Raw genomic sequence first — 22,059 nt, forward strand, 5'->3', positions numbered from 1 at the left:
TATTCTTTTAATACAACCTCTTTATAATATATCTTAATTATTTAAAATTATTTCTTCTTTTTTCTGAAAGATAGAGCACTACCAATAGATAATGATAATAATCCTAACATTGTTAAAGAACCTTCAACACCTGTTTGTGGTAATTTTGTTTGTGATTTTTTATCTTCAGAATTACCTATATTTGAGTTTCCAGTATTAGGCTTAACCTCTACATAATTATTTGAATTATCTTTATCCACAGTTTCTGAATCATTTTCATTTGGTTTATTATTATCACTACTTACATCATCTTTTTTATTATTACTTGAGCCATTGGTAGAATTATTTGAATTTGGTTTATTGTTATCTACATTCGGCTTGTTATCTTCATTTGGTTTATTGTTATCTACATTTGGCTTGTTATCTTCATTTGGTTTATTACTATCATCACCTGGTTTATTATCTGTATTTGGTCTATCTTGTTTACTTCTTATTCTAACAGATACATTAACATCTTTGTAACTATTATCTTCATAAGTTACTCTAACAATAACAGTATGCTCTCCCACAGTAGTTGGAATATCTCCTATTATTTCTTTTCTTACATTAACTGAATTATCATTTATTGTAATATTATCTAAAATAACTGACGCTAAATCAATTTCATCATCGTAGCATTCTAAGTTACCATTAATCACTTCTGCTGGATATATTTCATTTTGTGTTGGTAAAGCTTTAGTTCCTTTATAAATAATAGTTGGAACCATTTCTATAATAATTTCTTGATTTATTATTGGATCTCCTACTGGTTGTCCTTTATTTGTTTTTTGAATTGTTGTTACCTTTTTAATACCAGCTTTTCCTTCTACTCTTTTTTCTTCTCCAATATATAAATTAGGATCTTCTATTACTTTTTCTATAATTGGAATTTCTACATTGTCATCCACTTTAACAATTTCATCATAAATCTTTTTAGTTCCTTTATAAATAATAGTTGGAACCATTTCTCTAATAATTTCTTGATTTATTATTGGATCTCCTACACGAACACCATTTTCTGTTCTCCATATCTTAGTTGTTCTAATACTTCCTGATATTCCAGGTTCTGTACGTGTTTCATCTTCCCATAAATTTGAGTCTTCTCTATTAATAACTTCTATAGGAATCTCTGTTTCTGTTACTTCTTTATCTTCTGATACAATAACTTTAGAATTATATATAGATGTTGTAAAATCATTAGTATTTACTAAATACCATTGTAAAATCTTTGTTTTTAATTTTTGTACTTCTTTTACATTCTGAGCCATTGGTTGTGAATTAGTTTTATTACTTTCCATCATCTTTAAATCTTTTTCTACTGCTTCATTCATTAACTGTTGTAATTCTTCATAATTTTTGAAGTAGTCTGTTTCTTTTAAATCTGATAGCTTATCAATTCTACGTTTAAACATATCCTTTTTAAATTCAGTTAAGCTTCCATTATATTTAGAATCTAAAATAGCATTTAATGCTTCCTTATCATTTGAATATTTATTAGAAACATATGAAACCATACCTTCACTATATCCATATTCAGCTAATAATTCATATGCATATCTTTTAAATGTTATCTCCCCTGTTGAACCTTCATCATTTTGAATACCTGCATATATTGGCTCTAATAATGGTGCAACGTAATATCCATTTTGCTCAGTTGTTCCTACAGTTGCATTACCTTTAAATTTTAGTCTTCCTGATACAATATTTTTTTCAATTAAATCATCAATTGTGTTTAAAGTACTTGCAATACTTTCATCTATATGCTTAAATGTATCATTGCTTTTATTTTCAGTATTAGGAGCTTTTTCTGGTGTTAATTCCAATTGATTAAATAATATTGCTTTTTCTGAATTAGTTCTTCTTAATGATGATATTGCTTCAGCATAATCTAATGTATATATAACATCCATTAATCCTTGCATATAATCTTTTAAGTCAGATTCTTGCATAAATCTATTAGGTGAAGCATTTTGTACTCTTCCTTCTCCTAACTTATATGCTAAATTTAAATTAAATATTGGCTCATATTCAGATAATCCAACTGTATTATTTAAACTTTCAAACATTCCTGTAGCAAAAGTTTCTGCACCTTTACCAGTTCTCCTACCATATCCGTTAAGCCAAACTTTTTTATCTAATAAATGTGTTAATTCATGTGTATAAGTAGATTGTCCTCTATCAGTTAATGTTTTTGATAAATATAATTTAACTAAATTATCTCCTGATGCTTCTCCATCTACAAACATATAATTAGAATAAAAATCAAGAGGAGTAATAAACTCACGAACCCCACTTAATGTTTCACCATACTTAGGAGCCCATAAATCTCTTGTACTTCCTTCACCATATTTTCTCATAGTATCAATTATAATAATATTATTTCCATTTAAAAGTGTATCTCTCTTATTACTAATACGATACCAAAAATCTAAAAATTCTTCTTGCTTATTAGCTGTTTCTTGTAAATCAGCTTCAAATTTTCTTTTTGACTCATTATAATTACTTTCTTTTCTATCAACATATGTATCTACCAACCCATAACTCACTGTGCTCATTGTGCTAATAACATAAATATTATCTTGACTAAGAGATAATAATGGAATTAAATGATCACTTAATTTAGGATCATTTTTCATTTTATTGTAAAAAGAAGTATCTATATTTTGATTACTACTTTTAGCTTCAACAATATAAGCATTACTTCTATCTTTAAACCACTCACTAGCACTAATAGATGGATAATATTTATTTAAAGAACTTTCTATAAAATCAAAAATAGTATTATCTTTAGTAATTGGTGCAATTTTCTTTTCATAAGTCTTTGCAGTATTTTTAAGCTCTAAATCTGAAAAACTCACTTCACCTATATCCATTAATGCTGAAAATCCACTTAAACTTTGTGGATAATTATATAAAATTAAATCCTTTGCAACTTCACCTTTAAAATCAAAACTATAATTTCTCTCTAAATAAGATAATGCTATTAATATTTCATTTCTTTTACTAATAATATATTGAGATGAAAAATATGGGTCATTATCAAATAACTTCTTTAATATTGTATCTAAATTATTTTGCACATATTCAAAGCTTTTTCTTAAATCAAGTTTATCCATACAAAAACTTTTAAGTCGTTCATTTATTTGAGCTTGAGTTGGTTCTACTCCTAATTCTTTTTTTAATTGATTTTTAACATCTTGTTTATCCCATAATGAAACATGTGGATTTAAAATAGTATATAAATCATCATATTTAACTTCTTTAAAGCTTTGTTTTACTTTTTGAATTTTTTCTTCTACAGTTTCATTAAAAGCATATTCTTCAATAGCTTCATCTTCTTTTTCATCAATAACTTCATCTTGAATAATGCTTTCAGTTATAGATGTTTCTTCTTCTACAAAATTTTTATCTAATTCATCACTTACATAATCCTCTTTTTGTGTAATATTTTCACTTAAATCCTCATTTGTAGAGTATGTTTCTTGTATAGAAGTATTTTCATTAATTAAAATAGATGCTGAAGCTATTTCTGTAAAAAAACATACTGAAACTGCCACTGAAACTACTCCAAAAGAGTATTTTCTAAGAGCATATTTAATTATCTTCTCACCTTTATTTAACGATAATTTTTTCATTAGTTACCCCCCTAATATAATTCTTTAATATAATTCCTATAATACACTATTAATATCTTTTAATAAATATAGTTATATATATATATCAGAAAATTCAATATTACATTTCTCTATAAGACTATCTTTCTGCATTAAAGGATTATATATTTTTTCATTTGTTATATTTATCGGTAAATAAAATGAAAACTGAGTACCATTATCTATATTATCTAAAAATATTTCTCCTCCATGCATTTCTATAAACTTTCTACATAAAAATAATCCTATACCACAACCTTCATTTTTCCTATTTAACGAATTATCTCCTTTATGAAATCTTTCAAATATTTTTTCTCTATCGTTAAATTCTATATTGGAACCATAATTTTTAACAGATATATATACTCTATTTAATTCTACATTTGTCTTTATTTTTATTTCAATATCTGTATGGAGCTGAGAAAATTTAATGGCATTAGATATTAAATTAAGCATAATTCTTTCAATTTTATCTTCATCACAAGCTAAAATTATTTCTTCACTATCTGTATCAAAAATTATATTTCTTTTCTTTTCACTTGCATATAATACAGTAGACATAACTATTTCTTCTAAAACACTAACAATATTACAATTTACTAAGTTCAATTTATGTGAATCACTATTTACCTTCGTTATATCCATAACATTGTTAACCAATCTCAATAATCTATATGAATTTTGCTTTAATATGTTTAAATATTCTTTATATTTTTCATCACCTAATGGCTTATTATGTAAATTCAATAATTGCACAATAGCAAGTATTATATTAATAGGAGTTCTAAATTCATGAGACATATTGGATAAAAATTCCACCTTCATAGCTTCTAATTTAATAAACTCTTCTAATTCCTTTTTCTTATCGGTTATATATTTAATTTCACTTTTATTTTCTGTCTGTTTAACTATATATCCTATTTTACTTAAAGTTTCATTTAAATAAGATTCCTCTTTAGTAAAACAATTTTTACTTTCATCATAAGTTATTACTACTAACCCAAATAATTTATTCGCTAGTTCTATATGCCTAATTTCTAAACTTTCTTTTTTTCCTTTAAACATTTCTAATTTATTATATATTTCCTCATACTTATCTTTAATAATTTCTTTACTACATAATTTATTTTCTATTTCTTTATTTATACGTATATCTACATTAAAACTATTTTCTTCTTCATTTTCGCTTAAATAAAACTTAAATTTCTCACTATCTTTATCATATAAAAATATAGATATATTCTTATATTCAACAATATTTTTTATTTCTTTTAACAATAAATGAATAGTTTTTTTAGTATCATATCTTTTTTCTTCATCTATATTTAAATAACTCATTAAGTTTGATTCAATTTCTAATTGTATATTCTTATCTAATGATATCTCTCGTGCTACTCCTCCTATAATTTCTTTTTTATTCTCTTTATGTAAAATAAATTTATATACCTTATGCCATATTTCATTATCATCTATTTTACTATGCTCTTCATTATAAATATCAGCTTTTTTCTCTATAACTTCTATATCTGTTTTATCACATACCTTAGCAATATCATACTCTCTAAATTCATAGTCAGTTTTTCCTATTATTTCTTCTTTACTAACCCCTAACTTTTCTGCACCTAATTTATTTATGTATATATATTTTTTTTCATCATCTTTTAACCATATTTGATAAGGTAATTTATCTAATATTTCTTCCAAATCTTCTATGGTATAAAATCTTGTTATTTTATCCTTTACTTTCATTTCTAAATTCCCTCCAATTATCCTCCATTCTAATATTATTATAATTTTATAAATAATTCCATAAATTCGCCATTAAAAATAATACGAATTTTGTAAGAAATCTCTCCTTATTTTTTATATACTTGTATAAAAAACATATAAAAAAACGAAGGATTTCTCCTTCGCTTTTTTATATGGCCCATTTTTTGTCCCCAGTAAAAGAAACATTTAGCCATTTATTATAATCTATATGTTTTATCGCATCATAAACTTTTTCTCTAACACAATCCATTTGATCTAAATCTTTTAATTTACTTTCTTCATTATATATAAAATCTATTTCAATTCTTAACTCTCCACCGATTTTTGATACTCTTGATATTGAATCTTCAAATTTATATTCTTTCTCAATTTCTTTTACAATAAAATATATATCATCATTGATTTCATCATTTGCTTTTACACATAATATTTCCTTAAAGGAATTTATAAAAGATTGTATAGGCATCTTTATGAATACAACTGATACCATAATTACCATCATTGGATCTATATATACATTTAGCCAAGCAAACCTTGTATTTCTAAGAATCATAGCTATTACAAAGCCTACCAATACACCAATACTTAATAAAGTATCCATAAGCCATTGACTTGCTTCAACTTTAACCATTTCTGAAGAAATTTTTTCACCTTTTTTCTTCATAAAAATATATACGCCACCGCACCCTACAACTGATACAATAGAATATATTAATGCTGAACCATATTCTACACTATTTCCGCCATTCACTATATCCTGTATAGCTCCTATCAAAGAATATAAACACATTCCTCCTATGATAAGTGATTTTAAGGATATAACTAAAGGTTCCAATATATATTTGCCAAAAGGATATTTATCTAATTCCTTCTTAGCCATAAAATTATTTATATATAAAGACAACATTGTTAACGCTAAACTGATAAATGAATATAATCCATCAAATATAATCATTTCAGATTGTACAGTTCATCCCCATGCTATACCAAATAGTGCAAAGAATAACGCACCTACCATTGATATTTTTAAAATTTTATTTTCTAGTTTCATTATCTTCACCTCTATTCAAGTTTTACTCTATACAAATATAATACGCTAAATTATCACTCTTGGTAATGATTAAAATGCTACCTTTTTACAACTTTATCCTTATATTCAAGTTTAATTTTTTATACCAAAAAGCATAAATGTACTTAAATAAAGATTAAAATACGGTATTATTATTAGTTTTTTTCTTATTTTTATATTACACCCTACTTAATATAGACATGTCTTTCAATAAAAGATGTAATAGTGTTATATTGTTACATCTTTTACACTTTCATATTATGGTATACTATTCATAGAATATTATTACATTAACACAGGAGAGATATAAATTATGAAGACATTAATTGATTTATTTTTCACTTTCTGCCGAATTGGAGGATTAACTTTTGGTGGTGGCTATGCCATGCTTCCAATGATTCAAAAAGAAATTGTTGAAGAAAAAAAATGGGCTACTGAAGAAGAAGTTCTAGATTATTATGCTGTAGGGCAATGTACACCAGGCATAATCGCTGTAAACACAGCAACTTTCATTGGCTATAAAGTTCAAGGAATAATTGGTGCAATAGTTGCAACATTAGGAGTTGTTTTTCCTTCCTTAATAATAATAATTATTATTGCAGCCTTATTAAAAAACTTTGCAAGCTATGCCATTATACAGCATGCTTTCTCTGGTATACGTGTAGTCGTTATTGCCTTAATTATTAGCTCCATATTAAAACTAGCCAAAACATCTATTAAAAATTCTATAACATTAATAATTGCTATTTTGGCATTTATCTCAGTAGCATTTGTAAACTTATCACCAATCTATATAGTAGTTGCAGCTGCATGTGTTGGATTAATATCAAAATTAATAAGGGGTAGAAAATAATGATTTATATAACTTTATTTTATGAATTCTTTAAAATAGGATTATTTGCCATAGGTGGAGGTCTCTCTACACTTCCTTTCTTATATGATCTCTCTGAAAGATACCCTTGGATAACTACAGATAGTATTGCTGATATGGTTGCCATCTCCCAATCTACACCAGGTCCACTTGGAATAAATATGGCTACATATGCAGGATATCAAGGTGGTGGTCTTTTAGGTGGAATTATTGCTACCATTGGACTTATTACACCATCAATAATTGTAATTATTATAATTGCTCATATTTTAAACAAGTTCAAAGAAAGTCCTTATGTGGAATCTGTATTTTATGGCTTAAGACCTGCTGTTACAGGCCTTATAACTGCTGCTGGTTTTGCAGTATTTAAAATCACCATTCTTAATATGTCAAAATTTAATATTACAAATAAACTTTTAGATATCATTAACTATAAAGCTACACTACTATTAATAGGTATATTTGTAATAATGAAATATTTTAAAAAACACCCTATTTTCTATATCTTCTTAGGAGCACTAGCAGGAATATTATTTAAAATATAACTATATATAATAAAAAAAGAACTATTTAATATGATTGTTCATTGCAAAATAACTTGAACACTCATTATTTAAATTAGTTCTTTTTTTACTTTTCTCTTATTTAAAGTTTACATTTTTTACATGCAATGTTATATTATTAACATGTGTATATACATATGACAACTGTATGAGAGAGGTAATTTAAAATGGACTTAAAAAAAGAAATTAATTTATTGAAAACAGAAAAAAACGCTTTAATATTGGCACATTATTATCAGCGATCAGAAATTCAAGAAATAGCTGATTATGTAGGGGACTCGTACTATTTAAGTAAAATTGCAAAAGATAGTCCTAATAAACTTATAGTATTTTGTGGTGTTAAATTCATGGCTGAAAGTGCAAAAATACTTTCCCCAGAAAAAACTGTACTTCTTCCAGCTCTTGATGCTGGATGCCCAATGGCTGATATGGCTGACGTAGATGGCTTAGTAGAACTTAAAGAAAAACACCCTGATGCTGCTGTAGTATGCTATATCAACTCAACTAGTGATGTAAAAGCTCTTTGTGATGTTACAGTAACTTCATCAAATGCCTTAAAAGTGATTAAAAAGCTGCCTCAAAAAAAAATCATCTTCCTTCCTGACAAAAATCTAGGAGGATATATTGCAGAACAAATGCCAGAAAAAGATTTTATATTATGGAATGGATTTTGTATTACTCATAAGAAGATTAGCGCTGAAAATATATTAAAATCTAAAAATGCAATAAATGATATTGTTGTTTTAGCTCATCCAGAATGCGAAAAAGAAATTAGGGATTTGGCAGATTTTATAGGGAGTACAGGTGAAATGATAAATTATGCTACTGATTGCTCTGCTAAAAACTATCTTGTTTGTACCGAAGAAGGAATCCATTATGAATTAAATAAAAAAAATCCTCATAAAAATTTTTATTTTCCTGGAACAAGCACCCTATGTCCTAATATGAAAAAAACAAGGTTAGAAGATATTGCAAATGTTTTAAGAAATAATTGTAATGAAATAACTATTAAAGAAGAGGTTAGATTAAAAGCTTTGAACTGTTTATTAAATATGCATGAATTGGCTAGGTGATATAAAATGAATAAAATAATTAATATTGATACAGATATTGTAATAGTTGGTTCAGGAATTGCAGGATTATATTCTGCACTAAATATTCCTGAAAAATACAGCATAACTATTGTCACAAAAAAAGCTTTATCAGATAGTAATAGTGCCTTAGCTCAAGGTGGAATATGTGTTTCTAAAGGTGAGTATGATATTAAACCATATATTGAAGATACTTTAAAAGCTGGTAAATATGAAAATGATATAGCCGCTGTCACTACTTTAGTTAAAGAGTCAAAGGAAAACATAGACAAGCTTATTGAGTATGGAGTTGTTTTTGATAAAGAACATGGTAATCTTTGTTATACAAAAGAAGCTGCTCACTCTACCAATAGAATTCTTCATGTCAAAGATGAAACTGGTAAATATATAATGGAAGCTCTTTGCCAAAAGATAAAGTTAAGAAAAAATACTCTTATTTTAGAAAATACATTATGTGCAGATATAATTGAAAATAAAAACAGTTGCCATGGAATAATTGCACTAAATAATAATATTCAATATAGTATTCATTCACAATTTGTCATTATGGCTACAGGCGGAATTGGTGGATTATTTAAAAATTCTACTAATAAACGTCATATAACTGGTGATGGACTTAGTATTTGTAAGAAACATAATATTAAGTTGAAAAATTTAAACTATGTGCAATTCCATCCAACGGCCTTATATATTAAAGATTCAAATGACAGAAGACTTCTTATATCTGAGAGCGTCCGTGGAGAAGGTGCTTTAATAAGAAATAAGAAAGGTGAACATTTTATAGATGAACTACTTCCTCGTGATGTGGTTGCTAATGCAATTTATGCTGAACTTAATTCTTCTAACGAAGAATGTGCTTATCTTGATTTAAGCACTATGGAACCTAAATATATCAAGAATAGATTTCCTTATATATATAAAGAATGTTTATCTCATGGTATAGATATCACTAAAGAATATATTCCTATCCACCCAGTACAACATTACTTTATGGGAGGAATAGAAGTTGACTTAAACAGTAAATCTTCCATGGAAAAACTTTATGCCGTTGGAGAATGTAGCTGTACTGGAGTTCATGGAGCCAATAGGCTTGCTAGTAATTCTTTACTAGAAGGATTAGTATTTTCCAAGCGTGCTGTTAATGATATACTAAGCAAATTTACAGAATATCAAGTACCATATGAAACTGAAAGTTTTAAAGCTTCATCTATGAAACTAGCTGAAACAGAGTTATTTAATACTGCTATTAATTTATTTAAAGATGTGATTGGAGAAAAGAAAAATGAATTGGTTAATTGTTGATGAAATAATTAAAAATGCACTTAAAGAAGATATTCCCTCTGAAGATATAACAACCATTCCCATTGTAACTGAAGATAGCCTTTGTAGCGTAAATTTAATATCAAAAGAAGATGGTATTTTAGCCGGTGCTGAGGTCTTTGCAAGAGTTTTTTACTTACTAGGTGAAGTTGATGTTTCTTTTAATAAAGAAGATGGAGATATATTAAAAAAAGGTGAAATAATAGCTATCATCAAAGGTAAAACAAAAAATGTACTTTTAGGAGAAAGAGTTGCTTTGAACTTATTACAACGAATGTGTGGCATAGCAACTTTAACAAATAATTTTAGCAAAAAACTTATAGGAACCAATGCTAAATTAGCTGATACTCGCAAAACTACTCCTAATCTTAGGATTTTAGAAAAATATTCAGTAAAAATTGGTGGTGGAATAAATCATCGATGTAATTTATCTGATGGTATATTGATAAAAGATAATCATATTGATGCTGCTGGTTCAATTACTAATGCTATTAATTTAATTAGAAAAAACTCTTCCTTTGTAAGAAAAATTGAAGTTGAAACTGAAAACTTAGATATGGTTAAAGAAGCATTAACATGCAATGCTGATATAATAATGCTAGACAATATGTCTATAGATGAAATGAAAAAATCTGTAGAAATTATTGGTAATAAAGCTATTATTGAAGCCTCTGGCAACGTAAATATGGACACTATCCGTTCTATTGCAGAAACAGGAGTAAACTTAATATCTGTAGGAGCTTTAACACATTCATACAAATCTTTTGACATAAGTATGAAAAATTTAATTTTACTTTAATACATTTTTAGTATACAACTTAATATGATAATATTAAAAAAGATATTGTTACAATATTAACAATATCTTTTGTTTTCTTATGGAATTTTAGTATTTTAATTTGCCTTAAACAGTCTATTATATTTTTATATTTTATTGAATTTTCAGTAAATTCAAACTTCTAAAAATAATATTTATATTTATTTTCTACAACCACTAACTCTAGTATTTTCAACGGTTTTACGGTTTTTCTTTTTTTTTAAAATCGTTTAAATTTCTATTGCATTTTTCCAATAAAAGTGATATATTTTATTTAACAACTATTATTAATTAATAGTAATTTTTTCCAAATAGATTGTGTAACAATCGTTAAATTTTTGTATAAAAAAGAGGGGATCAAACATGATGAAGGAATGGAATAACTTTAAACCAGGTAACTGGACTAAGGAAATCGATGTAAGAAACTTTATTCAACTTAACTACACTCCATACGAAGGAGATGATAGTTTCTTAGCTGGCGCTACTGAAGCTACAACTAAGTTATGGGCTGAAGTTAGTGAATTATTCAAAAAAGAAAGAGAAAACGGTGGAGTTTTAGATGTAGATACTGAAACAGTTTCAGGAATCAATGAATATGCTCCTGGATATATAGATCAAGCTTTAGAAAAAATCGTTGGTGTTCAAACTGATGCACCTTTAAAGAGAGCTGTTATGCCTCAAGGTGGTATAAGAATGGCAGAAAGTGCTGCTAAATCTTATGGATTTGAAGTATCTGATAGAATATCTGAAATATTCTCAAAATATAGAAAAACTCACAACCAAGGTGTTTTCGATGCTTATACTGATGAAATGAGATTAGCTAGAAAATCTGGTATAATTACAGGTCTTCCAGATGCTTACGGTAGAGGAAGAATCATAGGTGATTACAGAAGAGTTGCTCTATACGGGGTTGACAGATTAATCGAAGATAGATTAGTTCAAAAGAAATCTTTAGAAGTTAAAACTATTGATGAAGACGTAATTAGATTAAGAGAAGAAATTTCTGATCAAATAGTTGCATTAAAAGAATTAAAAGCTATGGCTGCTTCTTATGGATTAGATATATCAGGACCAGCTTCAAATGCTAAAGAAGCTGTACAATGGTTATACTTTGGATTCTTAGCTGCTATAAAACAACAAAACGGTGCTGCTATGTCATTAGGTAGAACTTCTACTTTCTTAGACATCTACATCGAAAGAGATTTACAAAACGGTGTTATCACTGAAGAAGAAGCTCAAGAAATAATGGACCACTTCGTAATGAAGTTAAGATTAGTTAAGTTCTTAAGAACTCCAGAATACAACGACTTATTCTCAGGAGATCCAACTTGGGTTACTGAATCAATCGGTGGTATGGGATTAAACGGTAAAACATTAGTAACTAAGAACTCATTCAGAGTACTTAACACACTTTACACTTTAGGACCATCACCTGAACCAAACTTAACAGTTTTATGGTCAACTAGATTACCTCAAGGATTCAAAGATTTCTGTTCAAAGGTATCAATTGACACAAGTTCAGTTCAATACGAAAATGATGATTTAATGGCTCCATACTGGGGAGATGACTACGCTATCGCTTGTTGTGTATCTGCAATGAGAGTTGGTAAGCAAATGCAATTCTTCGGTGCAAGAGTTAACTTAGCTAAGACTTTACTATACGCTATAAACGGTGGTAGAGACGAAAAATCAGGTGTTCAAGTTGGACCTCAATTAGCTCCATTAACTGGTGAATATTTAACTTACGACGAAGTAATGAACAGATTTGAAATAATGACAGATTGGTTAGCTAACCTTTATGTTAATACTTTAAATGTAATTCACTACATGCATGATAAATATTCATATGAAAGCTTACAAATGGCTTTACATGATAGAGATGTATTCAGAACTATGGCTTGTGGTATAGCTGGTTTATCTGTTTGTGCAGATTCATTATCAGCAATCAAATACGCTAAAGTTAAGCCAATAAGAAACGAAGAAGGAATAGCTGTTGATTTCGAAGTTGAAGGAGATTTCCCTAAATACGGAAACGACGATGATAGAGTTGATGAAATTGCTGTATACTTAGTTGAAAACATGATGAAGAAAATCAGACAAAACAAGACATACAGAAATGCATACCACACTCAATCAGTATTAACTATAACTTCAAACGTTGTTTACGGTAAGAAGACTGGTACTACTCCATGTGGTAGAAAAGCTGGTGAACCATTTGCTCCAGGTGCTAACCCAATGCACGGAAGAGATAACAGTGGATCTTTAGCTTCATTAAACTCAGTTGCTAAATTACCATATGAACATTCACAAGATGGTATCTCAAATACATTCTCAATAGTACCAGATGCTCTAGGAAAAACTCCTGAAGATAGAATCACTAACTTAAGTGCTATGATGGATGGATACTTTGGTCAAGATGCTCATCACTTAAACGTAAATGTATTTAACAGAGAAACTTTATTAGATGCTATGGATCATCCAGAAGAATATCCACAATTAACTATCAGAGTTTCAGGATATGCTGTTAACTTCATTAAATTAACAAGAGAACAACAATTAGACGTTATAAACAGAACATTCCACAAATCAATGTAATTTATAATGTTTAAAATGTAATAAGGGATAGCCTTAGCTATCCCTTATTTTTTATTATAACACTTCTATTTCAACTACATCGTATCCCTCATCTTCAATTACTTCTTTTAAAGCTTCATCATTAGCTGTAGTTTCAACTATTGCATTTTTCCCTTCTAAGCTAACTTCAACTGAAGTAACTCCATCTAAATCTTCTAAAGCTGCTTTAACATGACCTACACATTTATTACAACTCATTCCTTCAATTAATATTTTCTTTTTCATAAAATCCTCCTTTATAAAATTAATGATTATCTAAATCTTTTTAGTCTTAGTGCATTTAAAAGTACTGATACTGAACTAAAACTCATGGCTGCTGCTGCAATCATTGGATTTAATAATGGACCACCAAAGATATGAAGCACTCCCATGGCAACTGGTATTCCTAAAACATTATAACCAAATGCCCAGAATAAATTCTCTTTTATATTCTTAATAGTTGCTTTGCTTAACCTAATTGCAGTAACAACATCTTTTAAATCACTTTTCATAAGAACAATATCTGCTGATTCAATGGCAACATCAGTTCCTGATCCAATGGCTATTCCTACATCTGCCTGTACAAGAGCTGGTGCATCATTTATTCCATCACCAACCATGGCTACTTTTCTATTTTTCTCTTGCAGCTTCTTCACTTCATTGGCCTTATCTTCAGGTAATACTTCTGCTAAAACCATATCTATTCCCACTGATTTTGCAATAGCTTCTGCTGTCTTTTTATTATCTCCTGTAATCATTGCTACTTTAACATTCATTTTCTTTAATTCTTCAATAGCAGCTTTACTATTTTCTTTTACAGTATCAGCTACTGCTATTATACCACTTAATTTATTATTTATAGCAATATACATTGGTGTCTTTCCTTCCGCTGCAAGCTTATCACTTTCAGCATGTAAAGACTCTATATCTATATTATTTTCTATCATTAATTTCTTATTACCTAATAATATATCTTTTCCTTCAATAGTAACTTCTATTCCATGTCCTGGCACAGCTTTAAAATCTTCAATTTTTTTTAATTCTAAGTTTTTATGTTCTGCTTCTTTTACTATGGCTTCTCCTAAAGGATGTTCTGACCCCTTTTCTGCACTAGCTGCTAAAGCTAATACTTCTTCTTCTTTTATACCTTGACAAATTATATCAGTAACTTTAGGCTTTCCTTCAGTTATTGTTCCTGTTTTATCAAATACTATAGTATCTATTTTATATGTTGTTTCTAATGCTTCTCCACCTTTAATTAACACACCATTTTCAGCACCTTTTCCTGTTCCAACCATAATTGCTGTTGGTGTTGCTAATCCTAATGCACATGGACATGCAATTACTAATACTGAAATAAATATAGTTAAAGCAAATACAGTAGTTTCACCTGCAATAAGCCATCCTATTGTTGCTATTATTGCTAACCCTATAACCGTTGGTACAAAATATGCAGCAATAATATCTGCCATTTTAGCTATTGGTGCTTTTGTTCCCTGTGCTTCCTCCACTAACTTTACAATTTGTGATAAAGCTGTATCTTTTCCAACTTTAGTAGCTTTGTATTTTATAAAACCAGATTTATTTATACTAGCTCCTATGACAGTATTTCCTATGTTTTTTTCTACAGGAATACTTTCGCCTGTGAGCATTGATTCATCAATAGAAGTGCTTCCCTCTATAATTTCACCATCCACAGGCAATTTTTCACCTGGCTTCACTAAAATTACATCCCCTACTATAACTTCATCTATAGGAATACTTAATTCTTTTCCATCCTTAATGATAGTTGCAGTTTTAGGTGCTAATCCCATAAGCTTCTTGATAGCCTCTGAAGTTTTACCCTTTGATACAGCTTCCAAATATTTTCCTAAAGTAATTAATGTTAAAATAACTACTGCTGATTCAAAATATAAATGCATTGCATAATGAGTTTCTCCATTTAGTATCTTATATATTGCAAAAAATCCATAAGCTACTGCTGCCGATGTCCCTATAGCAATTAATGAATCCATATTAGGACTAAGCTTAAATAGATTCTTATATCCTATCTTATAAAACTTATAACCAGCTACCATTACTGGTATAGTAAGTGCTAATTGAACTAGTGCAAAGTTTAAAGGACTTTTCATTGGATCAATAATTGAAGGTAATGGCATACCTACCATATGTCCCATACTTATAATAAGTAGTGGTACTGTAAATATAAGAGAGAAGATAAATCTATTTAAAAGTAACTTGCTTTCATCTTTCTTTTTAGAACCTTCATTTACTTGCTCTTCCTCTTTGATTAACTTATATCCAGCTTTATCAATAACTGCTTTAATATCTGAATATCGTACCTTTTCTGCATCAATTCTTACTGTTAGCTTTTCTGTAGCAAAATTAACATTAGCACTTTCAACACCATCAATCTTTTTAGTTACTCTTTCTACTCTATTGGCACAAGCTGAACATGTCATTCCTTCAACCTTGAAAGTGTAATCTCTCATATCTTTTCTCACAGAATATCCTGCTTTTACTACTGTTTCCTCAATTTTAGCAACATCTACCTTTGTTTCATCAAATTTTACTGATAAAGTTTCTGTAGCGAAATTTACATTTGATTCTTCAACTCCATCCAATTTCTTCACTGCTCTTTCCACTCTATTGGCGCAAGCTGAACAAGTCATCCCTTCTATTTTGAATGAATTTTGCTTCATTTTCTCCTCCTTTACTTTGACATAACCTTTTGTAAAATACTTATTATTTCTTCTATTTTTTCGTCACCATTATCATTCATACAAGCATCCTTTACACAAGTATGCAAATGTTTTTCTAATATTATTAAATTAGATTTTTTTAATAACGATTGTGCTGCCATTATTTGATTAGATATATCTACACAATATCTATCATCTTCAATCATTTTAATGATTCCATCTATTTGTCCTCTTGCAGTTTTTAATGATTGAAGAGCTTTTTTTCTTTCATTATTCATTAATCTTCCTCCTATATTACCCCTCCCCTAGGGGGTATTTGTATTTTTATTATAATCTTTCTTAACTAATTGTCAATAATATTATTTAAATTTTAAATTTTATTATATGTTTTCTATAGTAACCACTACTATTTCTGGTTTATTAAATAATCTTAGTGGAAATCCACTATTTCCAAGACCTCTACTTATTATAAGATTATTTTTTATGCCTTTATGAATACCTGCTGTATACTTAGGAAAAATCCCTTGTGCTGGTGCATATAACCCTCCAATTAGAGGAATTCTAAATTGACCTCCATGAGCATGCCCCGAAAACATTAAATCAAATTTATATTTATAGTATGATTTATCACCTATGGCTTTAAAATTTTCTGGATAATGACTTAAAACAATCTTTATTCCAGGCAATTTACAAAATTCATTAAAAATAATAGAATAATCTTTATACTCAAATTCCCCTTTTGCCCTTTTAATATAAGCCTCCGATGAACCTTGTTCTTCAACTAATCCTAATATATTAACTTTATTTCCATTAATATTTATGGTTCTTATTTCATTTAACAATACATTGACATTATTTTTTCTTAACTTTTTAATTATTTCTTTATATTTTTCTGCTCTAGTTTCATGATTTCCAGGTATATAGTATGTAGGAATTTTTTCACTCATCTTTGATATAAAGTTTATTATTTCTTTATGTCTTATTGAAGTACAATCAATAATATCTCCTGTTAATAAAATTAAATCTGGATTCTCATTTAAAACCTTATTTAGTAATTTTTTATTATCCTTTCCAAACTCCTTACTATGTAAATCAGACAATTGTACTATTTTTATTGGATTTTTTACTTTCTTATTTATTTTAACCCTACTTACAACTATATTATTATTTTCACAAAATAATATAGCACTTGTAATTACAGCTCCTAAACTTACTAAAAAATACATATATTACCTCTAAAATTTTTATATTTATTATACCATATAATTTATAATATCTATATTGGTATAATTTAATTATTTTAACACAAACCAACTTATTAACTTATATATCATTTAAAAGTATAATTTAAATAGCTTTAAAATTCATTTGTATGGGGGAATATTATGGATTTTCTATCTTTTAAAGAAAATAATATGGACAACTTTAAGAATTATATTTGTAAATTTGAAAATAACCAACTCCTTTCTTCTTTTTTATTAAATATCGACAGTAATACTATAAGTTATATAAAAAATAGTATGACTATCTCGCTAAAAAACATATCTTATTTTTCTCATGATAAAGCAGCTTTGCTTTTATTATTTAAATTTGCTGATAATGATAGATTATTATATGGTAAATGGTTTAATTATTCTCTTAACACCCATAAAGAACATTTAGAAATGATGCTTTTTCAAAAAGAAATACCAATTATTTTAATTGATTCAGTAACAAAAAATAAATTTACATTTTATGTAACTAATGATTTCAAAATTGGTATAAAAGATCATATAAAAAATACTCATTTTATAAAGATGAATGAGCTTGACTTTAATTTATATATTAATTCTCTTGAAAAAAATATAAAATCTTTATCTAAACTTTGGGATAGTATAGATGCATAAAAAAGTAGGCTGTATCAATCTTTTTGATACAGCCCATTTTTTGTTGTGTTATTAGAAGTAGTGCTACTTATTTTATATTAAGTTTAAAAAACTATTATTCTGCTAATTTTTTGTATTCTTCATACTTTCTCTTAGCATCTGCTTCTGCCATTGCAAATAATTCTTCAGCTTCTTCTGGATATTGCTTTGCAATTGCTGAGTATCTTACTTGATCCATTATGAAGTCTTTGAAGCTTCCTTGTGGTTCTTTAGAATCTAATACAAATGGATTCTTTCCTTGTTCTTTTAATGATGGATTGAATCTGTATAAATGCCAGTATCCAGCTTTAACAGCTTCGTCCATATTTCTTATAGAGAATCCCATTCCCTTCTTTAATCCATGGCTAATACAAGTTGAGTAAGCAATGATGATTGATGGTCCATCATGAGCTTCTGCTTCTAACATAGCTTTAACTACTTGGTTCTTATCTGCTCCTATAGCTACTTGTGCTACATAAACATTTCCATAAGACATCATCATTCTACCTAAGTTTTTCTTAGCTGACTTCTTACCTGATGCTGCAAATTTAGCCATTGCTGCTATAGGTGTTGATTTAGAACTTTGTCCACCTGTATTAGAGTAAATTTCTGTATCGAATACAAGAACATTTACGTTATCTCCTGAAGCTAGTACATGATCTAATCCACCGTATCCGATGTCATAAGCCCATCCATCTCCTCCAAGAATCCATTGAGATCTCTTAACTAAATAATCTCTTCTGTTATTTATTTCTGCTAATAATTCTAATGCTTTAGCATCTTCTACATTATTGTTATCTAATATAGCTTCAACTTCTGCACTATAAACTTTTGAAAGCTCTCCATTTTCTTTATTAGCTATCCAATTTCTGAATGTTTCTTTATATTCTTCAGCTATTGAAGTTTCTAATAAAGCTTCCATATTCATAGCTATGTTGCTTCTCATTTGATTTACAGCTAAGAACATACCATATCCAAATTCAGCATTATCTTCAAATAATGAGTTAGCCCAAGCTGGTCCCTTACCTTCATGGTTAGTTGTGTATGGTGTTGAAGGTGCTGATCCACCCCAAATTGATGAACATCCAGTTGCATTAGCAATCATCATTCTATCTCCAAATAATTGAGTAACTAACTTAATATATGCTGTTTCACCACAACCTGCACAAGCTCCTGAGAACTCTATAAGTGGAGTTTTAAATTGACTATCTTTAACTGTCTTACCTGGAGTTAAATCACCTTTGTAAGCAACTTTTTCTGATACTGCGAAATCCCAGTTTGGTATTTCCTTTTCTGTTTGAGTTGCAAGAGGTTCCATTTTCAATGCCTTACCTGGTGCTGGACATATATCAACACAGTTAGCACATCCTGTACAATCTAATGTACTTACTTGAATTCTGTAGTTTAATCCTGCTAAAGTCTTTCCTGTAGCTTTCTTAGTTTCAAATCCTTCTGGTGCATTAGCTAATTCTTCATCACTTACAAGAACTGGTCTAATACATGCATGTGGACAAACAAAAGCACATTGGTTACATTGAATACATTTTGCAGTTTCCCATTCTGGTACTTCTGAAGCAATTCCTCTCTTTTCATATGCTGCAGTTCCAGCTGGAAATGTACCATCTTCAATTCCATTGAATGCACTTACTGGTAATTTATCACCTTCAAGAGCGTTCATTGGATTCATTATATTCTTAACGAAATCAGTAATTTTCTTAGTTTCAACAACTTCTGAATCTTCTGCATCTTTCCATGAAGCTGGAACATTTATCTTAACTAATGAATTCATACCTCTTTCAACAGCTTCAAAGTTCATATTTACAACTTTGTCACCTTTTTTACCATAAGCTTTTTTAATTGAAGCTTTTAAGTAATCTTTAGCTTCATCTTCTGGTATGATTTCAGCTAATTTAAAGAATGCTGATTGCATTATCATATTGATTCTTCTACCTAAACCAATTTCAGTAGCTATCTTAGTAGCATTGATTGTATATAAATTTATTTCATTTTCAGCAATGAATCTCTTCATTTTTGCTGGTAATTTACTTTCTAATTCTTCTTCAGTCCAGATGCAGTTTAATACAAAATTTCCACCTTTTCTAAGACCTTTTAATACATCATATTGATTTACATATGCTTGAACGTGACATCCAATATAATCAGCTTCGTCTATAAGGTAAGTTGATCTTATTGGTTGATCACCAAATCTTAAGTGAGACATAGTAGCTCCACCAGATTTCTTTGAATCATATGCAAAATATGCTTGTACATATTTATCTGTGTTTTCACCGATAATCTTAATTGCTTGTTTATTAGCACCAACAGTTCCATCTGATCCTAATCCCCAGAACTTACATCTTACTGTTCCTGGAGTTAAAACTCTTAATTCATCCTCTACTGGAATTGAAGTGTTTGTAACGTCATCTTCGATACCAACAGTGAAGTTATTTTTAGCATCTTCTTTCTTAAGATTATCAAATATAGCTTTAATGTGTGTTGGAGTAACATCTTTTGAAGCTAATCCATAACGTCCACCAACTATTACTGGTCTATTTTCTTTTTCATAGAATGCGGTACGTACATCTAAGTACAGAGGCTCACCAATTGAACCTGGTTCTTTAGTTCTATCCATTACACAAATCTTTTCTGCTGTAGCTGGTATAGCTTTTAAGAAATGTTCAGTTGAGAATGGTCTAAATAAGTGAACCTTAACTAAACCATATTTTTCTCCTCTAGCATTTAATTCATCTATAGTTTCTTCAATTGCTTCTGTAACTGATCCCATAGCAACTATAACATGTTTAGCATCTTCTGCTCCATAGTAATTAAATAATCCATAATTTCTTCCTGTAAGCTCGCTCATTTTACCCATATACTCTTCAACTACAGGTATTATATTATTGTAAAACTTATTTGAAGCTTCTCTTGTTTGGAAGTAAATATCTGAGTTTTGAGCTGTTCCTCTTGTCACTGGATGATTTGGAGATAATGCTCTATTTCTAAACTCTTGAAGTGCTTCCATATCTACTAAGCTTGCATAATCTTCATAATCTAAAACTTCAACTTTTTGAATTTCATGTGATGTTCTAAATCCATCAAAGAAATTAATGAAAGGTAATCTTCCTTTAATTGCTGCAAGATGTGATACTGGAGTTAAGTCAGCTACTTCTTGAACTGAACCAGCAGCAAGCATTACACATCCAGTCATTCTTGCTGACATAACGTCTTGATGATCACCAAATATTGATAATGCTTGAGAAGCTATTGCTCTAGCACTTACGTGGAATACTCCTGGTAATAATTCTCCTGCTACCTTATACATATTTGGAAGCATTAATAATAAACCTTGTGATGCAGTAAATGTAGTAGTTAATGCACCTGCTTGTAATGAACCGTGGAATGCTCCAGCAGCTCCTGCTTCTGATTGCATTTCAACGACATTAACAGTTTGTCCAAATATATTTTTCTTTCCTTGTGCTGCCCATTCATCTACAATTTCTGCCATTGTAGTTGAAGGAGTTATCGGGAATATAGCTGCAACATCTGTATATGCATAAGCAACATAAGCAGCAGCAGTATTTCCATCAATAGTCATCATTTTCTTTGCCATGATAAATACCATCCTTTTCTAGTAGTTAAATAATAACAATTATCTTTTAATAAATATT

At 28.8% G+C, this 22,059-nt stretch carries 15 protein-coding genes; 7 read left to right on the forward strand and 8 right to left on the reverse strand.

The annotated features are described in order from the left end of the window. Positions 1-47 precede the first annotated feature (47 nt). The 3 genes from BHW04_RS11410 to BHW04_RS11420 form a co-directional block, all read right to left on the reverse strand. Positions 48-3,653: a ZmpA/ZmpB/ZmpC family metallo-endopeptidase gene (locus BHW04_RS11410; protein ID WP_302699716.1), complete on the reverse strand. Its 3,606-nt coding sequence runs from the start codon at positions 3,651-3,653 to the stop codon at positions 48-50. Positions 3,654-3,725: 72 nt separating this feature from the next. Then, positions 3,726-5,420 carry a sensor histidine kinase gene (locus BHW04_RS11415; protein WP_302699718.1) on the reverse strand — a complete coding sequence of 565 codons (1,695 nt, stop codon included), beginning with the start codon at positions 5,418-5,420 and terminating at the stop codon, positions 3,726-3,728. 169 nt (positions 5,421-5,589) lie between these two features. Then, complete coding sequence (locus tag BHW04_RS11420) at positions 5,590-6,396, reverse strand: cation diffusion facilitator family transporter (RefSeq protein ID WP_302699720.1); 807 nt, start codon at positions 6,394-6,396, stop codon at positions 5,590-5,592. Positions 6,397-6,823: 427 nt separating this feature from the next. On the opposite strand from BHW04_RS11420, the gene BHW04_RS11425 reads away from it, so the two are divergent. From BHW04_RS11425 to pflB, 6 genes are all read left to right on the forward strand, one after another. Beyond that, positions 6,824-7,363 carry a chromate transporter gene (locus BHW04_RS11425; protein ID WP_302699722.1) on the forward strand — a complete coding sequence of 180 codons (540 nt, stop codon included), beginning with the start codon at positions 6,824-6,826 and terminating at the stop codon, positions 7,361-7,363. Next, a complete protein-coding gene (locus BHW04_RS11430) occupies positions 7,363-7,926 on the forward strand; it encodes a chromate transporter (protein ID WP_302699724.1) in 564 nt (187 codons plus the stop codon). Before BHW04_RS11425 ends, BHW04_RS11430 begins: the two co-directional genes overlap by 1 nt. A gap of 185 nt (positions 7,927-8,111) precedes the next feature. Next, positions 8,112-9,017, forward strand: a complete 906-nt coding sequence (gene nadA, locus BHW04_RS11435) for a quinolinate synthase NadA (RefSeq protein ID WP_302653105.1) — start codon at positions 8,112-8,114, stop codon at positions 9,015-9,017. Positions 9,018-9,035: 18 nt separating this feature from the next. Beyond that, the gene (locus tag BHW04_RS11440; RefSeq protein WP_368072960.1) at positions 9,036-10,337 is read left to right on the forward strand and encodes an L-aspartate oxidase; all 1,302 of its coding nucleotides are present in this window, start codon (positions 9,036-9,038) and stop codon (positions 10,335-10,337) included. Beyond that, positions 10,318-11,154, forward strand: a complete 837-nt coding sequence (gene nadC, locus BHW04_RS11445) for a carboxylating nicotinate-nucleotide diphosphorylase (protein WP_022212763.1) — start codon at positions 10,318-10,320, stop codon at positions 11,152-11,154. Before BHW04_RS11440 ends, nadC begins: the two co-directional genes overlap by 20 nt. A gap of 381 nt (positions 11,155-11,535) precedes the next feature. Then, on the forward strand, positions 11,536-13,767 hold the full coding sequence (gene pflB / locus BHW04_RS11450) for a formate C-acetyltransferase (protein WP_302699728.1): 2,232 nt from the start codon (positions 11,536-11,538) through the stop codon (positions 13,765-13,767). Positions 13,768-13,821: 54 nt separating this feature from the next. Here pflB and BHW04_RS11455 read toward each other — a convergent pair whose 3' ends face one another. From BHW04_RS11455 to BHW04_RS11470, 4 genes are all read right to left on the reverse strand, one after another. Then, positions 13,822-14,031 carry a heavy-metal-associated domain-containing protein gene (locus BHW04_RS11455; RefSeq protein WP_022212761.1) on the reverse strand — a complete coding sequence of 70 codons (210 nt, stop codon included), beginning with the start codon at positions 14,029-14,031 and terminating at the stop codon, positions 13,822-13,824. Positions 14,032-14,057: 26 nt separating this feature from the next. Then, positions 14,058-16,487: a heavy metal translocating P-type ATPase gene (locus BHW04_RS11460; RefSeq protein ID WP_302699731.1), complete on the reverse strand. Its 2,430-nt coding sequence runs from the start codon at positions 16,485-16,487 to the stop codon at positions 14,058-14,060. Positions 16,488-16,498: 11 nt separating this feature from the next. After that, a complete protein-coding gene (locus BHW04_RS11465; RefSeq protein WP_022212759.1) occupies positions 16,499-16,765 on the reverse strand; it encodes a metal-sensing transcriptional repressor in 267 nt (88 codons plus the stop codon). Positions 16,766-16,867: 102 nt separating this feature from the next. Beyond that, positions 16,868-17,713, reverse strand: coding sequence for a metallophosphoesterase (locus BHW04_RS11470; protein ID WP_302699733.1), 846 nt, complete (start codon positions 17,711-17,713; stop codon positions 16,868-16,870). Positions 17,714-17,872: 159 nt separating this feature from the next. Between BHW04_RS11470 and BHW04_RS11475 the strand changes: the two genes are divergently transcribed. Next, complete coding sequence (locus BHW04_RS11475) at positions 17,873-18,373, forward strand: hypothetical protein (protein ID WP_022212757.1); 501 nt, start codon at positions 17,873-17,875, stop codon at positions 18,371-18,373. A 94-nt stretch (positions 18,374-18,467) separates the two neighbouring features. Here BHW04_RS11475 and nifJ read toward each other — a convergent pair whose 3' ends face one another. Beyond that, the gene (gene nifJ / locus BHW04_RS11480) at positions 18,468-22,001 is read right to left on the reverse strand and encodes a pyruvate:ferredoxin (flavodoxin) oxidoreductase (RefSeq protein ID WP_302632476.1); all 3,534 of its coding nucleotides are present in this window, start codon (positions 21,999-22,001) and stop codon (positions 18,468-18,470) included. Between the last annotated feature and the right edge of the window lie 58 nt (positions 22,002-22,059).

The organism is Clostridium sp. 29_15, assembly GCF_001916075.1.
GTDB classification, from domain to species: Bacteria; Bacillota; Clostridia; order Clostridiales; family Clostridiaceae; genus Clostridium; species Clostridium lentum.